This is a genomic window from Vibrio scophthalmi LMG 19158 (assembly GCF_000222585.1).
GTDB classification, from domain to species: domain Bacteria; phylum Pseudomonadota; class Gammaproteobacteria; order Enterobacterales; family Vibrionaceae; genus Vibrio; species Vibrio scophthalmi.
The window spans coordinates 39,782-63,580 of record NZ_AFWE01000176.1 but is presented as its reverse complement, the minus strand read 5'-3'; the positions used below and the strand labels follow the sequence as shown (position 1 = coordinate 63,580).

General features: G+C 46.6%; 23 protein-coding genes. 17 read left to right on the top strand and 6 right to left on the bottom strand.

What is annotated here, in order from left to right; translation table 11 throughout:
- The first annotated feature begins 34 nt into the window (after positions 1-34).
- The 10 genes from RH88_RS14255 to RH88_RS14210 all read left to right on the top strand — a co-directional run bounded on the left by RH88_RS14255 (position 35) and on the right by RH88_RS14210 (position 11,021).
- Complete coding sequence (locus RH88_RS14255) at positions 35-1,507, top strand: SPOR domain-containing protein (RefSeq protein WP_005597171.1); 1,473 nt, start codon at positions 35-37, stop codon at positions 1,505-1,507.
- Positions 1,508-1,631: 124 nt separating this feature from the next.
- Complete coding sequence (locus tag RH88_RS14250; protein ID WP_005597170.1) at positions 1,632-2,486, top strand: Dam family site-specific DNA-(adenine-N6)-methyltransferase; 855 nt, start codon at positions 1,632-1,634, stop codon at positions 2,484-2,486.
- 103 nt (positions 2,487-2,589) lie between these two features.
- The gene (rpe, locus tag RH88_RS14245) at positions 2,590-3,261 is read left to right on the top strand and encodes a ribulose-phosphate 3-epimerase (RefSeq protein ID WP_005597168.1); all 672 of its coding nucleotides are present in this window, start codon (positions 2,590-2,592) and stop codon (positions 3,259-3,261) included.
- A 25-nt stretch (positions 3,262-3,286) separates the two neighbouring features.
- Positions 3,287-3,967 carry a phosphoglycolate phosphatase gene (locus tag RH88_RS14240; RefSeq protein ID WP_005597167.1) on the top strand — a complete coding sequence of 227 codons (681 nt, stop codon included), beginning with the start codon at positions 3,287-3,289 and terminating at the stop codon, positions 3,965-3,967.
- 116 nt (positions 3,968-4,083) lie between these two features.
- Positions 4,084-5,100: a tryptophan--tRNA ligase gene (gene trpS / locus RH88_RS14235; RefSeq protein ID WP_005597165.1), complete on the top strand. Its 1,017-nt coding sequence runs from the start codon at positions 4,084-4,086 to the stop codon at positions 5,098-5,100.
- A gap of 168 nt (positions 5,101-5,268) precedes the next feature.
- Positions 5,269-5,847: an aminodeoxychorismate/anthranilate synthase component II gene (locus tag RH88_RS14230; protein ID WP_005597164.1), complete on the top strand. Its 579-nt coding sequence runs from the start codon at positions 5,269-5,271 to the stop codon at positions 5,845-5,847.
- 493 nt (positions 5,848-6,340) lie between these two features.
- Complete coding sequence (locus RH88_RS14225; RefSeq protein WP_005597163.1) at positions 6,341-7,555, top strand: aspartate aminotransferase family protein; 1,215 nt, start codon at positions 6,341-6,343, stop codon at positions 7,553-7,555.
- A 60-nt stretch (positions 7,556-7,615) separates the two neighbouring features.
- A complete protein-coding gene (gene astA / locus RH88_RS14220) occupies positions 7,616-8,635 on the top strand; it encodes an arginine N-succinyltransferase (RefSeq protein WP_005597162.1) in 1,020 nt (339 codons plus the stop codon).
- A gap of 26 nt (positions 8,636-8,661) precedes the next feature.
- On the top strand, positions 8,662-10,119 hold the full coding sequence (gene astD / locus RH88_RS14215; protein WP_005597161.1) for a succinylglutamate-semialdehyde dehydrogenase: 1,458 nt from the start codon (positions 8,662-8,664) through the stop codon (positions 10,117-10,119).
- Between the two features lie 110 nt (positions 10,120-10,229).
- Positions 10,230-11,021, top strand: a complete 792-nt coding sequence (locus tag RH88_RS14210) for a DUF1338 domain-containing protein (RefSeq protein WP_005597160.1) — start codon at positions 10,230-10,232, stop codon at positions 11,019-11,021.
- Between the two features lie 156 nt (positions 11,022-11,177).
- Here RH88_RS14210 and crp read toward each other — a convergent pair whose 3' ends face one another.
- The 6 genes from crp to RH88_RS14180 form a co-directional block, all read right to left on the bottom strand.
- Positions 11,178-11,810 (bottom strand): cAMP-activated global transcriptional regulator CRP, encoded by a 633-nt coding sequence (gene crp, locus RH88_RS14205; RefSeq protein WP_005597159.1) that lies wholly within the window; start codon positions 11,808-11,810, stop codon positions 11,178-11,180.
- A gap of 243 nt (positions 11,811-12,053) precedes the next feature.
- Positions 12,054-12,923 carry a phosphoribulokinase gene (locus RH88_RS14200; RefSeq protein WP_005597158.1) on the bottom strand — a complete coding sequence of 290 codons (870 nt, stop codon included), beginning with the start codon at positions 12,921-12,923 and terminating at the stop codon, positions 12,054-12,056.
- A gap of 194 nt (positions 12,924-13,117) precedes the next feature.
- Entirely contained in the window at positions 13,118-13,330 is a 213-nt protein-coding gene (locus RH88_RS14195; RefSeq protein WP_005597157.1) for a YheU family protein, read from the bottom strand.
- 42 nt (positions 13,331-13,372) lie between these two features.
- On the bottom strand, positions 13,373-14,347 hold the full coding sequence (locus RH88_RS14190) for a hydrolase (protein WP_005597156.1): 975 nt from the start codon (positions 14,345-14,347) through the stop codon (positions 13,373-13,375).
- Between the two features lie 5 nt (positions 14,348-14,352).
- A complete protein-coding gene (locus tag RH88_RS14185) occupies positions 14,353-14,844 on the bottom strand; it encodes a TIGR02444 family protein (RefSeq protein WP_005597155.1) in 492 nt (163 codons plus the stop codon).
- Positions 14,844-16,763 (bottom strand): ABC transporter ATP-binding protein, encoded by a 1,920-nt coding sequence (locus RH88_RS14180; RefSeq protein WP_005597154.1) that lies wholly within the window; start codon positions 16,761-16,763, stop codon positions 14,844-14,846. Before RH88_RS14180 ends, RH88_RS14185 begins: the two co-directional genes overlap by 1 nt.
- A gap of 135 nt (positions 16,764-16,898) precedes the next feature.
- On the opposite strand from RH88_RS14180, the gene kefG reads away from it, so the two are divergent.
- From kefG to motX, 7 genes are all read left to right on the top strand, one after another.
- Positions 16,899-17,507: a glutathione-regulated potassium-efflux system ancillary protein KefG gene (gene kefG, locus RH88_RS14175; protein WP_005597152.1), complete on the top strand. Its 609-nt coding sequence runs from the start codon at positions 16,899-16,901 to the stop codon at positions 17,505-17,507.
- Positions 17,491-19,287, top strand: coding sequence for a glutathione-regulated potassium-efflux system protein KefB (gene kefB / locus RH88_RS14170; RefSeq protein WP_005597150.1), 1,797 nt, complete (start codon positions 17,491-17,493; stop codon positions 19,285-19,287). The genes kefG and kefB overlap by 17 nt, the downstream gene beginning before the upstream one ends.
- Positions 19,288-19,345: 58 nt before the next feature.
- The gene (locus tag RH88_RS14165) at positions 19,346-19,552 is read left to right on the top strand and encodes a YheV family putative zinc ribbon protein (protein WP_005597149.1); all 207 of its coding nucleotides are present in this window, start codon (positions 19,346-19,348) and stop codon (positions 19,550-19,552) included.
- A gap of 87 nt (positions 19,553-19,639) precedes the next feature.
- On the top strand, positions 19,640-20,218 hold the full coding sequence (gene slyD, locus RH88_RS14160) for a peptidylprolyl isomerase (protein WP_005597147.1): 579 nt from the start codon (positions 19,640-19,642) through the stop codon (positions 20,216-20,218).
- Positions 20,219-20,350: 132 nt separating this feature from the next.
- Positions 20,351-21,292: an isoaspartyl peptidase/L-asparaginase family protein gene (locus RH88_RS14155; RefSeq protein ID WP_005597145.1), complete on the top strand. Its 942-nt coding sequence runs from the start codon at positions 20,351-20,353 to the stop codon at positions 21,290-21,292.
- 137 nt (positions 21,293-21,429) lie between these two features.
- Positions 21,430-22,746: an adenylosuccinate synthase gene (locus tag RH88_RS14150; RefSeq protein ID WP_005597143.1), complete on the top strand. Its 1,317-nt coding sequence runs from the start codon at positions 21,430-21,432 to the stop codon at positions 22,744-22,746.
- Between the two features lie 335 nt (positions 22,747-23,081).
- Positions 23,082-23,717, top strand: a complete 636-nt coding sequence (gene motX / locus RH88_RS14145; RefSeq protein ID WP_005597141.1) for a flagellar protein MotX — start codon at positions 23,082-23,084, stop codon at positions 23,715-23,717.
- Positions 23,718-23,799 lie beyond the last annotated feature (82 nt).

The window sequence follows — 23,799 nt, the reverse complement described above, 5'->3', positions numbered from 1 at the left end:
CTGAGTAATATCGATCTAACGGTTTAGGTAGGGTATGAGTTTTACACATCAATCCAGAGTTCTGGAACTCGATAGCCAAATTGAGTTATTGGAGCGTTTGCAATTGCTGACGCATTTTAACTCTAATTTTGTCAGTGTTTCTGGCGTAAGTGGCGCAGGTAAAACATGGTTAGCTCAGCGCTATCTCGAAGCGTGGGCTGATGATAAAAACCAAGCGCTATTGATGTGTCACCCCAATCAAAATGATGAACAGCATCGAACGACGATACTGACGCAAGTTTTGTCTGAACCGTTATTTAATCCCGCTGATAATTTAGCGGAAAGTTTTAGTCGTTGCATGGCGCACGAGCCGTGTGATGTCGTGATTGTCGTGGATAACGCCCATCTGCTCAGTGAGACATTGGTCTCGGAGTTGTGGCTACTGGCATTGCAAGCCCAGCACCAGAGTCGTTGGACTCTTAATATCATCCTCTTTGCAGAGCCAAAGCGATTGGATAGTGTGTTAACTCGTCTGAGTCGTGGCCAAGAATTTCAGCCGGTTGATTTAGACATTGAGCCGCTCACTTCACAAGAGGCGGGGCGGTTTTTTGAACAGTTGGTGGTTCGATTTGTCGAAGATGACATGGAAAGACGCGTGCGTAATGCATATCGCACTGCTGCTCGTCGTCCGGGCGTGATTATGGCATTAGGGGAACAGAAAGTGGAAAAACGGATTATTGTTCGCTCAATTGTGGGCTCTCCATTTAATATCGCTTTAGTGGTGTTGGTGTTATTAGCGCTGATTTCTGGCGGCTATTGGTGGATGATGAGTCAGCCAACCCCGGGTGAGACAGCAGAGAAAATCACCAGTCAACTTGAACAAACGGTGATTCCAACCATTAATCAACCGGATGCAACAGTGAGTGATGCTGACGAAAGTATCGCCGCGGATAACCGCGATGAAACGGAGTCTGAGCTGAGTGTTGATCCTGCCTTTTCTGGCGCCGAAGATGACTCTGCGGCTTTACCTCCGGAAGTGGTCGACATGCCACAAAGCGTTGGCGTGATTGAAGATAACTCTCAGCGTGTTGTGATCACCTCTGAAGTCGTCGATGCGCTGATAGAGAGTGAATCTGAGCAAGTGGACACCAGCAATATTGAACAAGTGGTCGATGACTCGCGTGCGGAAGTGCCCGTGGTGAGCGAAGCACCCGCGAAGATCAGTTTCTCTTTCGCTAAAGATGAATTAAACAGCTTTTCTCCGCGTAGCTATACTTTGCAATTGGCCGCGGTGAATAACTTAGCGGAAGCGCAAAATTTTCTGAATCGTTACGATCTGGATGACAAAGTGTATGTCTACCCAGCGCTACGTAGCGGCGTTGAGTGGTATATCATTACTTATGATAATTTCCCAACCATCCAACTAGCGCGTGATGCGGTAGTACAATTGCCTGAAGCACTACAAAAACTGAGCCCTTGGGCGAAATCGCTCAATCAAGTTCAGCGTGAAATCGCTCGTACTAACTAGTTCGAGATAGGCTGAGTCGCTTTCTGCTCACTCAGCCGAATTGAGTACGCCAATCGCTTTGGGTATGGCGTGAAATATGTTACATTCCGCACCCTTAATTTGTGGTTGATAAATAGAGCAGTCAATGAAAAAGCAGCGTGCCTTCCTTAAATGGGCTGGTGGAAAATACGGATTAGTTGAAGACATTCAGCGTCATCTGCCTGAAGCACGCAAGTTGGTAGAACCGTTTGTTGGTGCAGGTTCGGTTTTTCTTAATACCGACTATGATCAATATCTGCTCGCGGACATCAATCCTGATTTGATTAATCTCTACAATCTTCTCAAAGAAAGCCCAGAAGATTATATCAGCGAAGCGAAACGTTGGTTTATTGCCGAAAACAACCGCAAAGAATTTTACTTAGATGTACGCGCACAGTTTAACCAAACTGATGACGTGATGTATCGCTCACTCGCTTTTCTCTATATGAACCGTTTTGGTTTTAATGGCCTATGCCGTTACAACAAAAAAGGCGGCTTCAACGTGCCATTTGGTTCGTACAAAAAACCGTACTTCCCAGAAAAAGAGTTGGAGTTTTTCGCAGAGAAAGCGAAGAAAGCCACTTTTGTTTGCGAAGGCTACCAAGAGACTTTTAAACGCGCGCGTAAAGGCAGCGTGGTTTATTGTGATCCTCCTTATGCGCCACTTTCAACCACGGCAAACTTTACCTCGTATGCAGGCAATGGTTTTTCGTTAGACGATCAAGCCGCGCTGGCCAATGTTGCTGAAACGGCGGCAAAACAACGCGGTATTCCGGTTCTTATTTCTAACCATGATACGACCTTAACTCGTCGTCTCTATCATGGCGCTGAATTGAATGTGGTGAAGGTTAAACGCACCATCAGCCGCAATGGTGCCGGTCGCAATAAAGTCGATGAGCTGCTCGCTTTATTCCGTGCTGAGAACCCGTGTGAAACCGAAACCGGTCACAACGGCGAATAAGCCCAAGCACACATTTCTGTTAATACCTCTATCATCTGCCTGATCGCTTCGGTAGAATTGCGCCAAATTTACGCAATGATGCTAATTATTATAGAGGTCAGGTATGAAAGATTTCCTTATCGCTCCGTCGATTCTGTCTGCAGATTTTGCTCGTCTTGGTGAAGACGTAGAGAAAGTTCTCGCCGCCGGTGCTGATGTTGTGCACTTCGATGTTATGGACAACCACTATGTGCCAAACCTGACTTTTGGCGCGCCTGTGTGTAAAGCCCTGCGTGACTACGGTATTACTGCCCCAATCGATGTACACCTAATGGTGAAACCGGTTGATAGTATCGTACCTGACTTTGCTAAAGCCGGCGCGAGCATGATTACCTTCCATATTGAAGCTTCAGATCACGTTGATCGCACCCTACAACTGATCAAAGAACACGGCTGTAAAGCAGGTGTGGTTCTCAATCCAGCAACGCCACTGGCACACCTTGAATACATCATGGATAAGGTGGATATGATCTTATTGATGTCAGTAAATCCGGGCTTCGGTGGTCAATCATTCATTCCAAATACCTTGGATAAATTACGCGCTGTGCGCAAAATGATTGACGAATCAGGTCGCGATATTCGTCTAGAAATCGACGGTGGCGTGAAGGTGGATAATATCCGCGAAATCGCAGAAGCCGGTGCAGATATGTTTGTGGCAGGTTCGGCTATTTTCAGCCAGCCAGACTACAAGCAAGTGATCGATGAAATGCGCACAGAACTCGCTAAAGCGAAATAAGTAAGCTGAGTAGTAGGATAGAGCATTGAAAGAGTTAAAACTGATCGCCTTTGATCTTGATGGTACATTGCTTGATAGCGTGCCAGATCTCGCCGTTGCTGCTGATCAAGCGGTACAAGCACTGGGTTTTTCTGCCGTGAGCGAAGAGCAAGTTCGTGACTACGTTGGCAATGGCGCAGACATCTTAATTGGTCGTGCATTAAGCCAAAGCTTGACGATTAACCCAGAGCTAAGTCCTGAACTCTTAGCACAAGGGCGTGTGTTGTTTGATGACTTCTATGATAAGAGTGGTCATAAGCTCAGCCACCTTTACCCAGCAGTAAAAGAGACCTTAGCCGCGTTACAACAAGCGGGCTTTATTTTGGCGCTAGTCACCAATAAGCCATCGAAGTTTGTCCCTGATGTGTTGGCTAAGCACGACATCGCCAAATACTTCACTGATGTATTCGGTGGTGATGCGTTTCCTGAGCGTAAGCCAAATCCAGTCGCATTAAACTGGTTGCTAGAGAAGCATGGCTGCACACCAAGTGAGATGTTGATGGTTGGCGATTCGAAAAATGACATCTTAGCGGCGAAAAACGCCGGTTGTCATTCGTTTGGTCTGACTTATGGCTACAATCACGGTGAAGCTATTTCAGTCTCAGAGCCAGATTTTGTCGCGGATAACATCGCAGAATTACTCGAAGTGATCGCTGTTTCTGCCTAAGCGCAACAAAAGATCTTTCAAAATACTTATCAATGAGTACACTGAGAAAACCGTCCAGCTAAAGGCTGGACGGTTTTTTCTATTTTATTAAATTAAGAATTCAAAGGAATCCATCCATGAGCAAGCCCATCGTATTGAGTGGCGTTCAACCATCAGGTGAACTAAGTATCGGTAATTACTTGGGTGCTCTACGTCAATGGCAACAGATGCAAGATGATTACGATTGCCAATACTGCGTGGTTGACCTGCATGCGATTACGGTTCGTCAAGACCCGAAAGCATTGCACGAAGCAACTCTAGACGCATTAGCAATCTGTCTTGCCGTTGGTGTTGATCCACAGAAGAGCACGCTATTTGTTCAGTCACATGTACCAGAGCATGCTCAACTTGGTTGGCTTCTTAACTGCTACACCCAAATGGGCGAATTGAGCCGTATGACTCAGTTTAAAGATAAGTCAGCACGCTACGCGAATGATGTGAATGCGGGCCTATTTGGTTACCCAGTGCTAATGGCTGCCGATATTTTGTTGTACGGCGCGCATCAAGTCCCTGTGGGCAATGACCAGAAGCAGCACTTAGAATTGGCTCGCGATATCGCGACGCGTTTCAACAATATCTACAGCCCAGAAGCGCCAATCTTCCAAGTGCCAGAACCGTACATTCCACAAGTGAATGCGCGTGTAATGAGCTTGCAAGATGCGACGAAGAAGATGTCTAAATCAGATGATAACCGTAAAAACGTTATTACTCTGCTTGAAGAGCCTAAGTCGATCATTAAGAAGATCAACAAAGCGCAAACAGATGCTGAAACGCCACCGCGTATTGCCAGCGATTGGGAAAACAAAGCGGGTATCTCAAATCTAATGAGTCTGTACTCGGCAGCAACGGGTATGAGCTTTGCTGAGATTGAAGCGAAGTACCAAGGCGTAGAAATGTACGGCCCATTTAAGAAAGATGTAGGCGAAGCTTTGGTGACAATGCTTGAGCCTATTCAAGCAGAATACCACCGTATTCGTGCTGACCGTGCTTATATGGATCAAGTGATGAAGCAAGGTGCGGAAAAAGCCTCAGCTCGCGCAGCCGTGACATTGAAGAAAGTTTATGAAGCGGTAGGTTTTGTTACTCGCCCATAAGCGGGTCAATTAAGTCAGTCTATTCATGAATATTTAAGGCCAGCAGAATGCTGGCCTTTTTATATGATCCACATCAGTCGTCTATCGGCAGACGATAAGTTTTACTTTGCCTTTGTGGCGCACTATTGCACAATACGCCTCCAATAAGTGGAGAGCTGTATTTCTGTCATGTTGCTGATCATCGATAATTACGATTCGTTTACCTACAACCTATACCAATATTTTTGCGAACTTGGCGTAGAAGTGCAGGTAGTGCGAAACGATAAAATTGATTTGGCTGGCATTGAAGCTTTGCAACCCACCCATCTGGTGATATCTCCTGGCCCATGTACACCCAATGAAGCGGGCATCTCATTAGCTGCGATAGAACACTTTGCCGGTAAGCTACCGATTTTAGGGGTTTGCCTTGGACATCAAGCGATTGCTCAGGTATTTGGCGCTGAAGTGGTTCGAGCACGACAAGTGATGCACGGTAAAACCTCACCGATTCGCCATACTGGTCGTAGTGTCTTTCAAGGACTGAATAATCCGCTAACGGTCACGCGATACCATTCATTAGTCGTCAAAGCTGACTCACTAGCGGATTGTTTTGAATTGACGGCTTGGACTGAGAATGAAGATGGCAGCATGGACGAAATCATGGGCTATCAACATAAAACCTTGCCGATTGATGCGGTGCAATTTCACCCAGAATCCATCAAAACGGAGCAAGGCCACCAGTTGTTGGCAAACTTCCTCGCTCGCTAATCACTAAGTAAATTATGGCGACTTTGTTGCTGTCCGAGATGCTGTTAAAGGCTGAGGTGGATCACCTTTCTTAACATTGTTGTCGTTATCGCCGTTATCTAATTAATCTGCAAAACTATTCGTTATGTCGCGGTTATGTCGCCATTGTGTTGCGGCATTTTGCGCCATCACGTAGTCGCCTCATTAAGCTGTTCCACCCTACATCATCGCTATTCTGTTAATCCTATCGACTGCGATTTAACTTCTGCTTATAGCAAGCATAATAATAAATCGCTTCTCTCTTTCGCCGTTGTGGTGCATAAATAGTCATCTATAGTGATGCGGCTTAATCTGTATTGAATTTAAAAAGCATAAACCACTATTGAAAAGGTTAATTAAATGTAAATACAATGCCGTATTAGTCAATGTGCAATATAAATTCTGGTTTCTATACTTATTAGTAGATGTGATATGCCTAACTGACATTGGCTGCGGTATTAAGAGGGAATGTGCGATGACGGAAGAAATGCAAGTACAACGCGGTTTATTTGATGAGGTGATGGTGCCTTGCTATAGCCCGATGGAGATGGTTCCAGTAAAAGGCGAGGGCGCGCGCGTTTGGGATCAGCAAGGTAATGAATATATCGACTTTGCTGGCGGGATCGCGGTGAGTTGTTTGGGGCACTGCCATCCGGCAATGGTGAAAGCATTAACCGAGCAAGGGCAGAAAATATGGCACCTGAGCAATGTGATGACGAATGAGCCTGCTTTACGTTTAGCAAAAAAACTGACCGATCTGTGTTTCGCCGATAAAGTCTTTTTTGCCAACTCAGGCGCGGAAGCGAATGAAGCGGCTTTAAAATTGGCTCGCCGTTATTCTGCTGATGTGTATGGTGCCGAAAAATCAGAGATCATTGCCTTTAAACAGGGGTTTCATGGTCGCACCTTCTTTACCGTAACTGTCGGTGGGCAGGAAGCTTATTCCGATGGCTTTGGCCCAAAACCTGGCGACATTACTCACCTTCCATACAATGATGTTGAAGCGCTACGTCAGCATGTTTCGTCGCGTACTTGTGCGATTATGATGGAACCTTTGCAAGGTGAGGGCGGCATCATTGAACCGAGTGAGGAGTTTATTCAAGCGGTTCGTGAGGTCTGTCATCAGCACAACGCACTATTGATTTTCGATGAAGTACAAACGGGCAACGGACGTACCGGCCACTTTTATGCATATCAAGGCTTAGGCATTACGCCAGATATTTTAAGTACCGCTAAATCACTCGGCGGTGGCTTTCCTATCGGTGCGATGTTGACCACCACTAAGCTGGCCGAGCACCTAAAAGTGGGCACCCATGGCTCAACTTATGGGGGTAACCCTCTAGCTTGTGCAGTAGCAGAAGCGGTCGTGGATGTGGTTAGCCAACCGGAAACCCTAGCGGGCGTGGCGGAGCGTGAAGCGCTATTTCGTCAAGGATTGGCTAAGATTAATGATAAGTATCCAATATTTAGCGAAATCCGTGGTAAAGGGTTACTACTTGGTGCTGCGCTCAATGAACAGTGGCAAGGGCGTGCGCGTGATGTCCTTGTGGCTGCGGGAGAACAAGGTTTGATGGTGTTGGTTGCAGGGCCAAACGTGGTGCGTTTTACCCCATCATTGGTGATTAGCCACCAAGATATTGCTCAAGGATTAGAAAAACTGGAGAAAGCGATCGCTTCACTAGTTCAATAATATCGCAAGAGGTGAGGTTAGCCATCCGGTTAACCTCCCAAGCATCAGGAGGGAGTATCGATGCTGGTTGTTCGTCCTATCGCTATGTCAGATTATGATGCGCTGCATACCTGTGCAGTGGAATCCGGTCACGGTTTTACATCACTTCCGGTCAATGAAGAATTGTTGACCAACCGAATTACCCACTCTGAATACAGCTTTGCCAAACCGAATGTGAGTGAACCGGGCGATGAAGGCTACCTGATGGTCGGCTTTGATAGTGCTAGCGGTGAAGTTGCCGGTTGTACAGGGATTGAAGCGGCGATCGGTTGGGATGTGCCATTCTATTCTTACCACATCAGCACCATCGTTCACTCTTCGCCGAAGCTTGGGGTCAACAATGTGGTGAAGTTACTGACCTTTGGTAATAACTACACCGGCTGTAGTGAAATCTGCACCTTATTTTTGCGACCTAAATTTCGCGGTGGCAATAATGGTCGATTGATGTCGAAATGCCGTTTTCTGATGATGGCTGAACATCCCCATCGCTTCTCTAAAACAGTTTTTGCCGAAATGCGTGGTGTTTCCGATGAAGAGGGCAATTCCCCTTTTTGGCAATGGCTGCAAGAACACTTCTTTTCGATTGATTTTACCTTAGCCGATTACTTAACGGGTATTGGTAAGAAAGGCTTTATTGCCGACTTAATGCCAAAACTCCCCATCTACGTCAACTTACTCAGCAAAGAAGCGCAAGCGGTGATCGGCCAAGTGCATGACAACACCAAGCCCGCTTTACGCTTACTTGAAAAGGAAGGGTTTACCTGCCGTAACTATGTCGACATCTTTGATGGTGGCCCTAGCGTGGAATGTGATCGTGAAAATATTGAATCGGTACGTCACTCATTTCGCGGCAAAGTGCATATTGATCAGCACGCCAGTGCACAAGATTTTTTGATCAGTAATACCTCATTTGAACAATTTCGCGCTGTCGCAGTGAAAGCAGCGTTTGATCAAGCAACAGATACGGTGATTATCTCCAGTGATGTCGCCAATGCCTTGCAAGTACAGCAGGGCGATAACGTGCGTTTGCTTCCCCTATAACGCTAACAGACTCTAAGGAATTGGTTATGTCACATTGGATTGCAGGACAATGGATCGCCGGGCAGGGTGAACCGATGAGTTCAATTAGCCCTTATAACGGCGAGTTGATTTGGCAAAGTGATAGCGCCACTGCCGCTCAGGTCGATGCGGCAGTAAGCGCCGCAAGAGAGGCGTTTTTATCATGGAAGAAGACGCCTTTTAGTGAGCGCGAGAGGCTGGTATTGCGCTTTGCTGAGTTAGTGAAACATCATTCCGAGTCGATTGCAGAAATGATTTCGCTGGAAACTGGTAAGCCATTATGGGAAACCCGAACAGAAGCGGCGGCCGTTGCAGGCAAAATTGCTATTTCGATTCGTGCTTACCATGAGCGAACTGGCGAGAAGCAACGTGAAGCCGCAGGGAATCAAATCGTACTGCGCCATAGACCACTTGGCGTGATGGCCGTTTTTGGCCCATATAACTTTCCGGCCCACTTGCCAAATGGTCATATCGTCCCAGCATTACTCGCTGGTAATACGGTGGTGTTTAAGCCTTCTGAGCAAACTCCGGCAACGGGGGAGTTTATGATCAAACTATGGCAAAAAGCAGGACTGCCAGATGGAGTGATTAATCTTATTCAAGGCGCGAAAGAGACCGGAGTGGCGTTAGCCCAATCTAAAGGCATTGATGGCTTGTTGTTTACCGGGAGTGCGAATACGGGTCATCTGCTCCATCGTCAATTTGCCGGACAACCGGACAAGATGTTGGCATTGGAGATGGGCGGTAATAACCCGATGATCATCTCACCTCACTATGGTGATGTGGGTGCGGCTGTGTATACCATTATTCAATCGGCCTTTATTAGTGCCGGTCAGCGCTGTACTTGTGCGCGTCGACTTTACCTTCCTAGTGGTGAAAATGGTGATGTGCTGCTGAATAAGTTACTCAGCGCGACGAAAAAGATCGTCATCGATGAGCCATTTGCCGAACCCGCCCCTTTTATGGGCTCACAGATATCTTTAGCCGCCGCGCAGGCTATTTTGGCGGCTCAAGCTAACTTGCAGTCATTGGGTGGGCTGAGTTTAGTCGAAGCTACTGCAGGTGATGCTGCGTTCGTCTCACCGGGTATTATTGATGTCAGCGAGATTACGTCGCTACCGGATGAAGAATACTTTGGGCCACTCCTGCAAGTGATCCGTTATCAAACCTTAGAGCAAGCGGTGGAGCTTGCGAATGATAGCCGCTTTGGTCTATCAGCAGGATTGGTGACAACCCAAGAGAGTGAGTGGGCCTATTTTGTGGAACATATTCGCGCTGGCATCGTTAATCGCAATCGACCGCTAACCGGCGCGAGCGGTGATGCACCATTTGGCGGGCCAGGAGCGTCGGGAAATTTACGGCCAAGCGCTTACTACGCAGCTGATTATTGTGCTTATCCGATGGCCTCGGTGGAAGGGGATCAAACCGAACTTCCCGAGACATTGAGCCCGGGCTTGTCACTGTAATTAACCGACCATCGAAAAGGCCAGAGAAAATGCTCCACTGGCCTTTTCTTTTACTACACTAATAATCCTTACCAAGAATATCGAGACAAAAATAATTCCAAGGAGGCGTTATGACGCCAGATCGACTGTTTGAATCATTATGGAATGATTATATTGAACGCTTATGCCCGTCAGCTGGAAACGTCCACAAACTATTGCAACGTAATGAGCCATTGATTAACGACCATATTGCTCTGCGTACCTTTAGCCTTTCCCCTGTCGCGTTGGATGTTTTGGCGAAACCTTTTATTGAGCTGGGTTATCAAGAAGCGGGGGATTACTTGTTTGAAAGTAAAAAATTGCTGGCAAAGCATTATGAGCACCCTGACGCCACTCAACCCAAGGTATTCATTAGCCAACTTAAAGTGGAAGAATGTTCTGAGCAGTTGCAACAGATTGTGCAAAAGCTGGTTGAACAGGTGGATCCAAATGAGATGCAAGGTGAGGCCTTTCTATATGCAGGTCGACCTTGGCAACTGAGCCATAACGATTATTTATTGTTGGCCGAAGAGAGTGAGTATGCAGCTTGGTTGGCGGCTCATGGTTATGGCGCGAATCATTTCACAGTCAGTGTCAATCAACTTGAGCAGTTTGATGAGGTTCAACAGGTGAATGATCACCTGTCGTCAGTGGGGTTTGTCATTAACCAAGCGGGTGGGGAAGTCAAAGGTTCACCTGAAGTACTGCTAGAGCAATCATCAACCATGGCCGATAAAGTACAGGTCGAATTTGATGATGGCGTGGTGTTGCTGCCTGGTGGTTTTTATGAGTTTGCCAAGCGTTATCCGATGCCTAATGGTGAGTTATACCGTGGGTTCGTCGCCGCCTCTGCAGATAAGATCTTTGAGAGTACCAACTCGTAAACGAAGGGACTTCGTTTGAGATTGTAGAAATGAGAGTCGAGAGGGTTGGCGTGTCGGCTCTAAAGTCTCGTTTCTCAACTCTTAGCTTTTTAGCGCTTAAATATAGAAAAAGCCACCCGAAGGTGGCTTTATAAATCTTGCTTAATTCAATGTGAATTAACGCGTACCGTAAACAACGATAGTCTTACCGTGAGCAGAGATTAGGTTCTGCTCTTCCAGCATCTTCAAGATACGACCAACGGTTTCACGAGAACAGCCAACAATCTGACCGATCTCTTGACGAGTGATCTTGATTTGCATGCCGTCTGGGTGAGTCATTGCATCTGGTTGTTTCGCTAGGTTTAGTAGCGTTTGTGCAATACGGCCAGTTACGTCTAGGAAGGCTAGGTCGCCGACTTTTTGGCTAGTCACTTGTAGACGACGAGCCATCTGTGAAGAAAGACGCATTAGGATATCAGGGTTTACCTGAATCAACTGACGGAATTTTTTGAACGAGATTTCCGCTACTTCACAAGGAGATTTAGCACGAACCCAAGCGGTACGCTCTTGATCTTCTTCAAATAGACCAAGCTCACCGATGAAATCACCTTGGTTTAGGTAAGAAAGGATCATCTCCTTACCTTCTTCATCTTTAATAAGTACGGCAACAGAACCTTTAACAATGTAGTACAAAGTTTCTGCTTTCTCGCCCGCGTGGATTAGCGTGCTTTTTGATGGGTACTTATGAATATGACAGTGTGAAAGGAACCACTCTAATGTTGGATCGGTTTGAGGTTTACCTAGAACCATAATATCTCACTTCCTCTGCAGGGTACGCTTGCTGCTTTCCATAATTTAGCTGGGCCCGAAATCGGGATAACTAGGCTAGGAGCACTTAAATGAGTGCTGCAAGCTATCTTGTGTTTCGGTTTCAAATAGTATCCTTTTTCCGGAACGATTTCTTGATTTTAATCGGGTCCGAGAGACTATTTCCTAAGCAAAAACGTGCACATGATCACGGTATGAAAAGTAATCGTGTTCTAATGCTGATTTTTAGCCAATTTTTCCAGTTTCGATTAATTGCTGAAGAATCGGTCTGACGATTAACTCCATTGCAAAACTCATTTTACCGCCAGGCACAACTAAGGTGTTATGACGCGACATAAACGAGCCATCTATCATTGCCAATAGGTAGGGATAGTCAACGTTTTTAAAACCACGTAGGCGGATTACAACAAAGCTTTCATCTAAGCTTGGAATCCCCTTCGCATCTAACGGGTTTGAAGTATCAACGGTTGGCACACGTTGGAAGTTAATATGGGTACGTGAAAACTGTGGGGTGATGTAATTGAGGTAATCGTCCATCGAACGCACGATTGAATCCATCACCGCTTCTTTAGAGTGGCCTCTATCGCGAGTATCGCGAACAAATTTTTGAATCCACTCAAGGTTAACGATAGGCACCATGCCAATCAAAAAGTCGACATGCTGGGCGACATTAATATCCCCATCTACCACGCCACCATGCAGCCCTTCGTAGAACAGCACATCACTGTTTTCTGGCAGATCTTGCCAAGGTGTAAATGTGCCAGGCATTTGATTGTAGGGAACCGCTTCATCGAAGGTGTGTAGATAGCGACGGATCTTACCACTGCCATCTTGGCCATATTGGTGGAAGAAGTCGGCTAAGCCGGGGAAGTCATTAGCTTGCGGGCCGAAGTAACTAATATGACGACCTTGTTCGCGTGCTTTACGAATTTCTACATCCATTTCTGGGCGAGTAAATCGATGGAAGCTATCGCCTTCCACCCATGCGGGCTTGATGTCCATCATATTGAACATTTTACGAAAGGCTTCAGAAGTGGTGGTCGTTCCGGCGCCAGAGGAACCGGTGACGGCAATGATCGGATGCTTTGCTGACATGACAAACCTTGTCTAGTGATAACGTTCCTGTGATTACTCGAACTTAACCTTTGTCGATGACAAGCATGTTAAGTTCGAAAAGCATTACAGTTTGGACGCATCAATATAACATGATTTAACCTTTTCGCATCTTCTTCGTGGGAAAGACTCGGTTAGAACTGCGGACTCAGTTCGGTTTCGTTATTAGCGGACCATTAGAACTTGTGGCGTAATTGCACATCGACAGTTTCATGTAATTCAGAGAAAACGATGACCGCTTCTCCTGTCTCAAGTTGCTGCTTAACTTGATCAATTTTATCTTGTACTGAGATTTCAATTTCGCCGTAGTCTGTTCCTTCTCGTAAAACAAACTCTCGAAGCAAGCTCTCCAGTGTTTCTGGTGCGATTTGCTGCCAAGGAACAATCATAAATACCTCTTTATTCTATGACCTTGTATCGGTGAGGCTCAATTATGCCGTTTTTAGTGCTTGATAGTAAGCGGGGAGCATCTCTTCCAGCCAAAAGCGGGGCTTCATGACACTACCAGTGACAAAACCCACGTGTCCGCCTTTTTCAAATAGGCGGTAGTGAATATTCTCCGGTAGGACAAAATGCGGAATGACCGCATCGGTCATAAACGGATCATCTTTGGCATGAATGATTTGGGTTGGCAATTTGATTTGCTGTAGGCGATGAATCCCAGAGCAACGCTGATAATAATCATCGGCATCTTGAAACCCGTGCAACGGAGCAGTGATCAAATCATCAAAATCATACAATTTGGTGACTCGTTTGATTGATTGATAAGTCAGCCCTAACTCACCTTTTAACAGGTGGTGTTTACGCAGAGCATTACGTTTGAGAGAGCGCAGTAGGTAGGTTTTATAGACCTTAGAAAAGCCTTGTTCGATACGCTCAGAACAGGCTGATAGATCGAGCGGGGCAGACACAATGGAAGCGGCATCCAAGAGCGGATCGTCGGCGTACTGGGCTAAATAGTTGGCCAGCATATTACCGCCAAGAGAAATACCAACCGCGACTTTGACTCGATTAGGGTATTGCTGATTGAGGTACTCTAAGAAAAAACGCGCGTCTTCGACTTCACCTGAATGATAGGCGCGTGGTAGACGATTGGGCTTACCGCTGCAACCGCGAAAATGCATCATTACCGATAGCCAGCCTTCTTTGGCAAAGGCGTGCATTAGACCATTGGCATAAGGGCTATAGAAGCAGCCTTCAAGTCCATGAAACAACACAAACAGGGGTTTCTCTTGCGCGGCTGGCGTTTGGCTATCTTCACTCCATGCTAGATCGAGGAAGTCACCATCTTGGGTATCAAGGGTTTGCCAAATCGGCTCAAACAACGCTTTTTTACGAATGAAGCGTGGTGCGAGAGTTTGAAGGTGCGGGTTTGAAATCCCGCTGGCAGCAGTAAAATGAGTCATAGGCGTCAGTCGCTTTCTCTTGCATCCAAATCAGGTTCAAAAGGGTGTGCAAAGGTGGAGTACAAATGTTCTCCACCCAACTGACGACAGTAACGTAGCGTAAGCGATTGTTCATCCGCATTGTGCAATGAGAGTTGGTTTACGCAATCGACCAAGTCGGCCTGTTGCTGTTTTTCCAACTGCAGCTCAAATTGCAGCGCTTCGCGATAGAGTGTATCGGCCAGTGGCTGCTTGAGTTTGCGTCTTAGCTCACGAAAGCTATTGAGTAATGCTTCTGAACGACCAAGGCATTCTTCGACCTTGTGCCAGTCCTGCTCCGCAATCGTGACTTGTTGTTCATCAAGCCACTTGAGTAACAATAGCAGGTTCACGTTGCCTTTGAACTGATTCTGTAAATTTAGGCACGCCTGCTTCACTTCACGGACACTGTAGTACTGCAAACTGAATTGCCATAAACGTTCTAGTGTTAGCGAAACGGGTACGTGCTCTCTATTCATCAGCTATTGAACTCCTGTTCCATCTCTTCAAGCTCCTCTTGTAGAGCCATCCATTCCATTTCTATCTCTTCTAGCTCTGACTTCCCACTGGCTTGTTGGGCGAGTACTTGAGTAAGTTTAGCTTTATTTTCGGCATCATACAGAGAGTTATCACTCAATTGCTCTTCCGCCTGTGCAATCACTTGGCCAAGTTTATCCATTGTTTCTTCTAACTTGGTGAGCTTTTTACGCAGTGGCGCGGTGAGGGTACGAAACTCTGCTTCACGACGTTTTTGTTCTTTCTTCGCCGCTGCGCTGTTTTGGTTATCTTTTACCGGTTGCTCTGCTTGTGCTTCGCGGCGCTCGACTTTTTGCTGCTCAGTTAGCCACTTGTAATAGTCGCTTAGGTCGCCATCAAACGGAGCGACTTGGCGATCATGCACTAAGTAAAGATCGTCAGTCGTGGCGCGTAGCAGGTAACGGTCGTGCGAAACAATCACCATGGCGCCTTCAAATGTTTGCAGGGCAAAGGTCAGAGCTTGGCGCATATCGAGATCCAAGTGGTTGGTTGGTTCATCGAGTAACAATAGGTTAGGTTTTTGCCATACCAGAAGGGCCAGAACCAGACGCGCTTTTTCACCACCGGAGAATGGGGCGACTTTTTCTAGCGCTTTATCACCTTGAAATCCGAAGCTACCTAAGTAATCACGCAGCTGCTGCTCAGTGTGCTTAGGTGCAATTTGCATCATGTGCTGCAGAGGTGTTTCCTCTGGATGCAATGTTTCCAATTGATGTTGTGCGAAGTAACCCATTTTCACGCCTTGTGAGTAGGTTAGCTCGCCACCTTGTGGATTCAATTCACCTGAGAGCAATTTGATTAAGGTTGATTTACCAGCGCCGTTACGACCAAGCAAACCAATGCGACTACCCGGCACGAGGTTAAGACGAATCTTTTCTAGGATCAGATTATCGCCATAACCTGCAGAGACTTCATCCATCATCATTATTGGGTTTGGTAGTGCATCAGGTTCACGGAACTCAAAACTAAATGGGTTATCAAATTGTGCTGGCAGCACTTGTTCCATTTTTTCTAAAGCTTTAATACGGCTTTGCGCTTGGCGTGCTTTTGATGCTTTGTAGCGGAAGCGATCGATATAGCTTTGCATATGCGCCATCTGCTTTTGCTGCTTCTGGAACATTGCTTGCTGCAAGATTAATTTCTGCGCACGTTGTGATTCAAATGAAGAGTAGTTACCGGTGTACTCATTCAATTGTTGGTTTTCAACGTGAATGATGCGGTTAACAATCGGGTCAAGGAAATCACGGTCATGCGAGATCAACGCGAGAGTACCTGGGTAGTTTTGCAACCAGCGTTCTAACCACATTACCGCATCAAGATCCAAGTGGTTGGTTGGTTCATCGAGCAGTAATAGGTCTGAGCGGCAAAGTAGGGCTTGAGCGAGGTTCAAGCGCATACGCCAACCACCGGAGAACTGGGTTAAGTTCCAGCTCATTTGCTCTTGACGGAAGCCCAGACCATCGAGCAGTTCCGAGGCGCGAGCGCGAATGCTGTAACCCCCAATGGTTTCAATTTTACCGTGCAGTTCCGCCACCAAAGTGCCGTTATCGGCGAGATCGGCGTCCACCAATTGTTGCTCTAGAGAGCGGTACTCGCGATCGCCATCAATGACGTATTCTAGCGCGGTTCGGTCAAGTGCTGGGGTTTCTTGCGCCACCCATGCCAATTCCCAATGCGCCGGTTTGCTAAAGTTACCCGCATCAGTGGATAGCTCATCTTTGATCAGAGCGAATAAGGTTGATTTACCACAACCGTTTTTACCCACCAAACCGATCTTATCGCCGGGGTGAATGGTAGCCGAAGCGTTCTCAAGTAATGGCTTGCCACCACGTAAGAGTTGAATGTCAGAAAAGGTGATCATAGTACTTTGCTTTATCTTTAATCGTTTCGCCACGCATAGTAGGAGGATTAACCGGAAAAGTCGATCGTTGCGTTTTCAGCGTCAACCGCGTATAACAAATTGATAACGAAAATGATAAAGGCAGTTGTTCACGGAATGAATCGATCAGCCACTCCGAAGCCACAAGCAGCGAAAGCAAAAGTATTAGTCATTTACGCTCATCCGGAGTCCTCCACTTCTATCGCTAATCATGTGATGCTAAAAAAAATTGCCTCACTTGAGCACGTTACCGTGCACGATCTTTATGCTCGCTACCCAGATTTTTTTATTGATGTGAATGCTGAGCACGAATTGCTCTTGGCACACGATGTCATTGTCTTCCATCACCCAATGTATCTTTATTCTTGTCCGGCACTGATGAAAGAGTGGCTCGATAGAGTATTGGGCAAAGGTTTTGCCTACGGCAATGAAAGCGCCTTGCAAGGTAAGTATTGGCGTAGTGTCATTACTACTGGTGGCAAGGAAGAAGCCTTTGGGGAGCATGGCTACAACAAATACCCACTTGAACAAATCTTACAGCCTTTTGAATTAACCGCGGCATTGTGTCGCATGCATTGGATTGAACCCTTGGTGCTCTATTGGGCGCGCAATGTCTCCGACATGGAACGCTATCAGCATGCGGAGCACTATCGCCAGTGGTTGAATGATCCATTGCCGTATGATTTATCCTTACCGCAAGGAGGTGAGCATGGCTCTGGAAAGTGATTTTCTACAAAGCAGTGCAATCTTTCTCACTGCGGCGGTTATTGCGGTGCCTCTCGCGCAACGATTAGGGCTAGGGTCTGTACTCGGCTATCTACTGGCGGGTGTGGCGATTGGCCCATGGGGGTTGGGTTTAATTCGCGATGTCGATGCCATCCTTCACTTTGCTGAATTTGGCGTGGTGTTACTGCTGTTTCTAATTGGCCTTGAGCTGAACCCGAAAAAACTGTGGCAAATGCGAGGGCCTATCCTTGGTCTCGGTGGTGCGCAAGTACTGATTACAACGGCCTTAATTGCCGGCCTTGTGTATTTATTTGGTTTTACTTGGCAGATGAGCCTCGTTATCGGCATGGGGCTGGCGCTCTCTTCGACCGCGATTGCATTAAGAGTGATTGATGAGCAGGGGTTAGCTGGAACGGAAACTGGACAGTCCGGTTTTGCTGTGTTGCTCTTTCAAGATATTGCTGTGATTCCAATGTTAGCGTTATTGCCTGTATTGGCTGGTAACACCAGTGGCAATTGGTTAGATGGCTTATGGATGTTGGTTGGTGTGACCGCATTATTGATTGGCGGGCACTTTTTGCTGCGACCACTTTTCCGTTATGTGGTGATGAGCGGGGTGCGCGAGTTGTTTACCGTTGCTGCTCTGCTACTGGTGATTGGCATTGCATTGGTAATGAAACAACTAGGCCTATCGATGGCGCTGGGCGCATTTTTAGCGGGCGTGTTGTTGGCGGAGAGTGAATATCGCCATGAGCTTGAAATTGCCATTGAGCCGTTTAAAGGCCTATTACTCGGGTTGTTTTTTATCGCCGTCGGTATGGCGGTCAACCTTGGTTTGCTAGCGTTGCACCCTTTCAAGATCTTGGCTTGCGTGATCGCGTTGGTGATGCTGAAAGCCTATACCCTTTATTTTCTTGCACGACTCTACGGCAGTCGTGCCAAGTCGCGCAGTCGTATTGCAGCGATTCTCAGTCAAGGTGGTGAATTTGCTTTTGTTATTTTTACCGCCGCACTATCGCAAGGCATCTTAACCACAGAACAAACCGCCTTTTTGCTGGTGGTGGTGAGTTTATCGATGGTGACGACACCACTGCTGCTGATGGGGCAGAAGAAATGGTACGCCAAAAGGCTTAATTTTGATGATGAAGAGCATATCAATACCGATGTGGTTGATAAGCAGTCGCGCGTTATTATTGCGGGTTTTGGCCGCTTTGGTCAGATCGTCGGGCGCTTGTTGTATGCCAACAAGATCAAGCTAACCATTTTAGAAAGTGATGCCAGCCAAATTCGACTGTTACGTAAATATGGCTACAAGGTGTTTTATGGTGATGCGACGCAGCTTGATTTATTGCGTGCCGCAGGGGCAGATAAAGCGAAGGCAATTGTCCTTTGTACTGATTCGCCTGATGACATTATGAAAACTGTCGAGTTGTGCGAGCAACATTTCCCTCATTTGAAAATATTAGCTCGTGCTCGCAGTCGTGTTGAAGCGTACCAACTACTCAGCCATGGGATTGATAAATACTCGCGTGAAACGTTTCTTGGTGCGCTCGATCTTGGCAAACTCACCTTGATTGAGCTAGGCATGCACCCATACCAAGCGCAACGCTCTGAAGCGCACTTTCGTAAACTTGATAACGCGATGTTGAAAGAACTCCTTCCGCAGCACCATGAAGATAAGCAGCTCGCACTGAGAGCCAAAGAAGCACGTAAAGAGCTGGAAGAGATCTTTGGCCGTGAGATGGAAAACGATAAGCAAGGTAAGCATTTCTGGGATTAAAGTGCCGTTCGCCTTTAAGCCATGAATCTCGATGTATTAATGATTTGATGAGAGTGACATGAAGAAACGATTTATCGCAGGCGCTAATTGCCCTAAGTGTCAGCAACAAGACACGTTACGTTGGTGGATAGAGAATAATATTGAGCTGGTGGAGTGCGTCGATTGCGGTCATCAAGATCAACGCAAGCCAGAGTCTGTAGACAAAAGTGAACACCAGAGTGAACACCAGAGTGAACAAATGATCGGCATTTTTAAACCGGACTGATTGAGTTTCTCGAATTCATCCCCATAATAGCAGGGTTATTGTTTTATTCTCCCTTTGATATGGGGAGCTAATCGCCTTGGAGCAATTATGAAAATTGAAAAGAACGTAGTCGTAAGCCTAGCGTACCAACTGAAAGTAGAAGATGCAGTCGTTGATCAATCAACTGTTGATGCGCCACTAGATTACCTACACGGTAACAACAACCTAATCACTGGCCTTGAGAATGAGCTAGAAGGTAAAGTTGCTGGCGACAAATTCGAAGTAACTATTGCCCCTGAAGATGCATACGGCGAGCACAACGATGATCTTGTTCAACGTGTTCCTGCAGACGTATTCCAAGGTGTGGATGAAATCGAAGTTGGCATGCGCTTCCTAGCGGATACTGACCAAGGTCCAATCCCAGTAGAAATTACTGAAGTAGATGGCGACGAAGTTGTGGTTGATGGTAACCACATGCTTGCTGGCCAAACACTAACTTTCGTTGTTGAAGTTGTCGCGGTTCGCGAAGCAACTGAAGAAGAGATTGCTCACGGCCATATCCACCAAGGTGGTGGTTGTTGTGGTGGTCACGACCACGATCACGACCATGAAGGTGGCTGTTGTGGCGGCGAAGAGAAAGGTGATGATCACGAATGCTGCGGTGGCGGCGGTTGTGGTTCACACTAATCGCGCGATGAGATCTTTATAGATCATCATAAATCGACGAAGAGGCGTTGCTTGGAAACAAGCGACGCCTTTTTTATCGGATTAAGTCATTCAGCAAAACGACTCGGTTAAGTTGCTAAGAAGGATAGTGAGATGAGTTTTCCATTTGCCCTTGCCGTACATGGTGGAGCGGGCACCATTTTACCCGAGCAGATGAGTGCACAACTGGAAGCGGATATCCGCGCCGCGTTAGCGCAAGCTGTGAATGCGGGCCATAAGATATTAGCCGCGGGCGGTGATGCGCTTGATGCCGCAGTGGCTGCGGTTAAGGTGTTGGAAGATTCAGAGCATTTCAATGCAGGTAAAGGTTCGGTGCTCACCGCCAAAGAGATGGTTGAAATGGATGCCTCGGTTATGCATGGTTTACAAATGCAGGTCGGAGCGATCGCGGGGGTTCGTCATATTAAGAACCCTGTGGAGTTGGCGCGCGATGTGATGCATCACTCCGCCCACGCATTCTTGATTAGTGAGGGGGCAGAAGAGTTTGCTTTCAAGCAAGGCCATCTTTTTACGGAACAAGATTATTTCTTTACCGATCGCCGTTACGACCAACTGATGGTGCTTAAAGAGTCAGGTGACAGTGCCTTATCCGAAGCAAGTTATCCTGATGACAATAAACATGGCACGGTTGGGGCGGTCGCGCTTGATCAGCAAGGCAACTTAGCAGCGGCGACAAGTACCGGAGGCATCGCCAATAAGCGTTTTGGACGAGTGGGGGACTCCGCAATAATTGGTGCGGGAACCTTAGCTGAAAATGGTAATGTGGCGATCTCTTCCACCGGTGTTGGTGAGCTATTCATCCGTAAAATGGTCGCCAGTGATATTGCTGCACGCATGCGCTACCTAGGGGAAGATGTTAAAACCGCCAGTGAAACAGTCATTCATGGTGAGTTAAAAACGCTTGGTGGTGAAGGTGGAGTCATCGCGATCGATAAGCAAGGAGAGATACACTTTGCGCTCAATTGCGCTGGTATGTATCGCGCAAGTATCGATATTGAAGGCAAGCTTAGTATTAAAATCTTTGCCAACGAGTGATTGAGTTGTTATGTCACCGGATTCGTTGGCTGCTCAATCGTTTAATTCTGTGTGACACCGGTATGACCAAAAAATGACTGCAAGAGAGCGGATTCAGTGCTAGAATCCTTTTTTAACTAGCAATCAGACTTGGAAAGATGGGAAATAACGTAGTCGTTCTAGGCACCCAATGGGGTGACGAAGGTAAAGGTAAAATCGTAGACCTTTTAACTGAAGATGCAAAATACGTGGTTCGCTACCAAGGCGGTCACAATGCAGGTCACACACTTGTAATCGACGGTGAAAAAACCGTACTTCACTTAATTCCATCAGGTATCCTTCGCGATAATGTTAAATGCATTATCGGCAACGGTGTAGTTCTATCACCTGACGCATTAATTAAAGAAATGAAGCCTCTTGAAGAGCGCGGCATTGCAGTACGTGACAGTCTTTTCATTTCTGAAGCATGTCCTCTAATTCTTCCTTACCATGTTGCTTTAGACCAAGCGCGCGAAATCGCACGCGGTAAAAAAGCAATCGGTACGACTGGTCGTGGTATCGGTCCTGCTTACGAAGATAAAGTTGCTCGTCGCGGTCTACGCGTTGGCGACCTATTCGATATGGAAGCTTTTGCAGAAAAACTAAAAGAAGTAATGGAATACCATAACTTCGCACTAGTGAACTACTACAAAGCTGAAGCAGTAAGCTACGAAGAAGTACTTGAGCAAGCGAAAGGCTACGCTGAACTACTTACTTCAATGGTTATTGACGTAACTGACGAACTAGATGCAGCACGCAAGCGCGGCGACAAGATCATGTTCGAAGGTGCGCAAGGTACGCTACTTGATATCGACCACGGTACTTACCCATACGTAACTTCTTCTAACACGACTGCTGGTGGTGTTGCTGCAGGTTCTGGTTTTGGCCCTCGTCACCTAGGTTACATCCTAGGTATCGCGAAAGCATACTGTACTCGTGTTGGTTCAGGTCCATTCCCGACTGAACTTTACGATGGTCTAGACAAGCAAGATCCAGTGGGTAAACACTTGGGTACTGTTGGTCATGAGTTTGGTGCAACGACTGGTCGTCTACGTCGTACTGGTTGGTTCGATGCTGTTGCTATGCGTCGTGCAATCCAAATCAACTCTATCACTGGTTTCTGTCTAACTAAACTAGACGTACTAGATGGCCTAGAAGAGCTAAAAATCTGTACTGGTTACAAGATGGACGATGGCTCTGTACTAGAAGTTTCGCCAATGGCTGCTGAATCATTCGAAAAAGCGACGCCAATTTACGAAACAATGCCTGGTTGGTCTGAAAATACTTTCGGTGCTAAATCTATCGATGCGCTTCCACAAGCGGCTCTAGATTACATCAAGCGTATTGAAGAGCTAACTGGCGTTCCAGTAGACATCATCTCTACTGGCCCAGATCGTAACGAAACTATCATCAAGCTTCACCCATTTGAAGCTTAATCGATAAGCGTTATTGATTGAAAAGAAGTCGACACTCAGTGTCGGCTTTTTTTATATCTGCTATTTTCTGCTTTCTCTATCCTACCACATCACTTGCTCTTATCTTCACGAGTTAATGGTGGAAATGACAACGTGAACTTGATTCCTTTCTTTCCATGACGCTTGCCGTTGTGATGGATTTTTCATCACCCTATGGCAAACTATTGCCAACTTACGGCAATTTTTGTCTAAAGAGTTTTTTGTTTTTGCCGATACAAATATCGAACCTGCCTATAATGCTAATTACGTCTATGATTGGCGAAGGTAGGGTGTCGGATTCAACAAAGAGTGCAGGTATGAAGCTACGAACAGTAGCAGCTTCGTTGATGCTGGTATTGAGTTCATCATTCAGTTTTGCAAACGCAACTGACATTGGTGAGCCTGTGCCAATCTACTCCGAAGCTGAACTTATTAAACTGATCGAACAGAATAAACATTTAGAACGAGTGAAAGCAGACAACTGCCAATTGGTGGAAGATATTGTCGCGCGCGCAACCCGTATTAGCTTACCTTCGTATGAATTTCTTTACGGAGATATGTTGGCGTGGGGTGTGTGTGTCGATCAAGATGTCGAGCTCGGTCTTTACTATATGGAAAATGCGGCCCATCAGGGCTTACCAACCGCATTGGAGCAGCTTGGTCGTTACTACTCACGCGGTACACTAGTACAGCAAGATAAAGAGCGAGCGATCCCATACCTACGTGAAGCAGCGGCAATGGGTAACCTAAATGCGCGTATCCATTTGGCTGAATTGCTACTGCGTGATTACGGCAGCCCGTTAGATTATGAAGATGCTTATCGTTGGTTGTATAACTCAGTGACCGCCGATCAGCGTCAATACAAACGTATTTCCCGTTTACGTACCGGCTTAGAGCAGCGCATGCCTGAGAACATCATTGCCCGCGCTAAGCGCCGTGAGACTTTCTGGTAACGTAGCGCAAAATCGAACACCACATAGACGTTAAACCTGCACTTACAAAAATGCCCAGCGATTGCTGGGCATTTTGCTATCT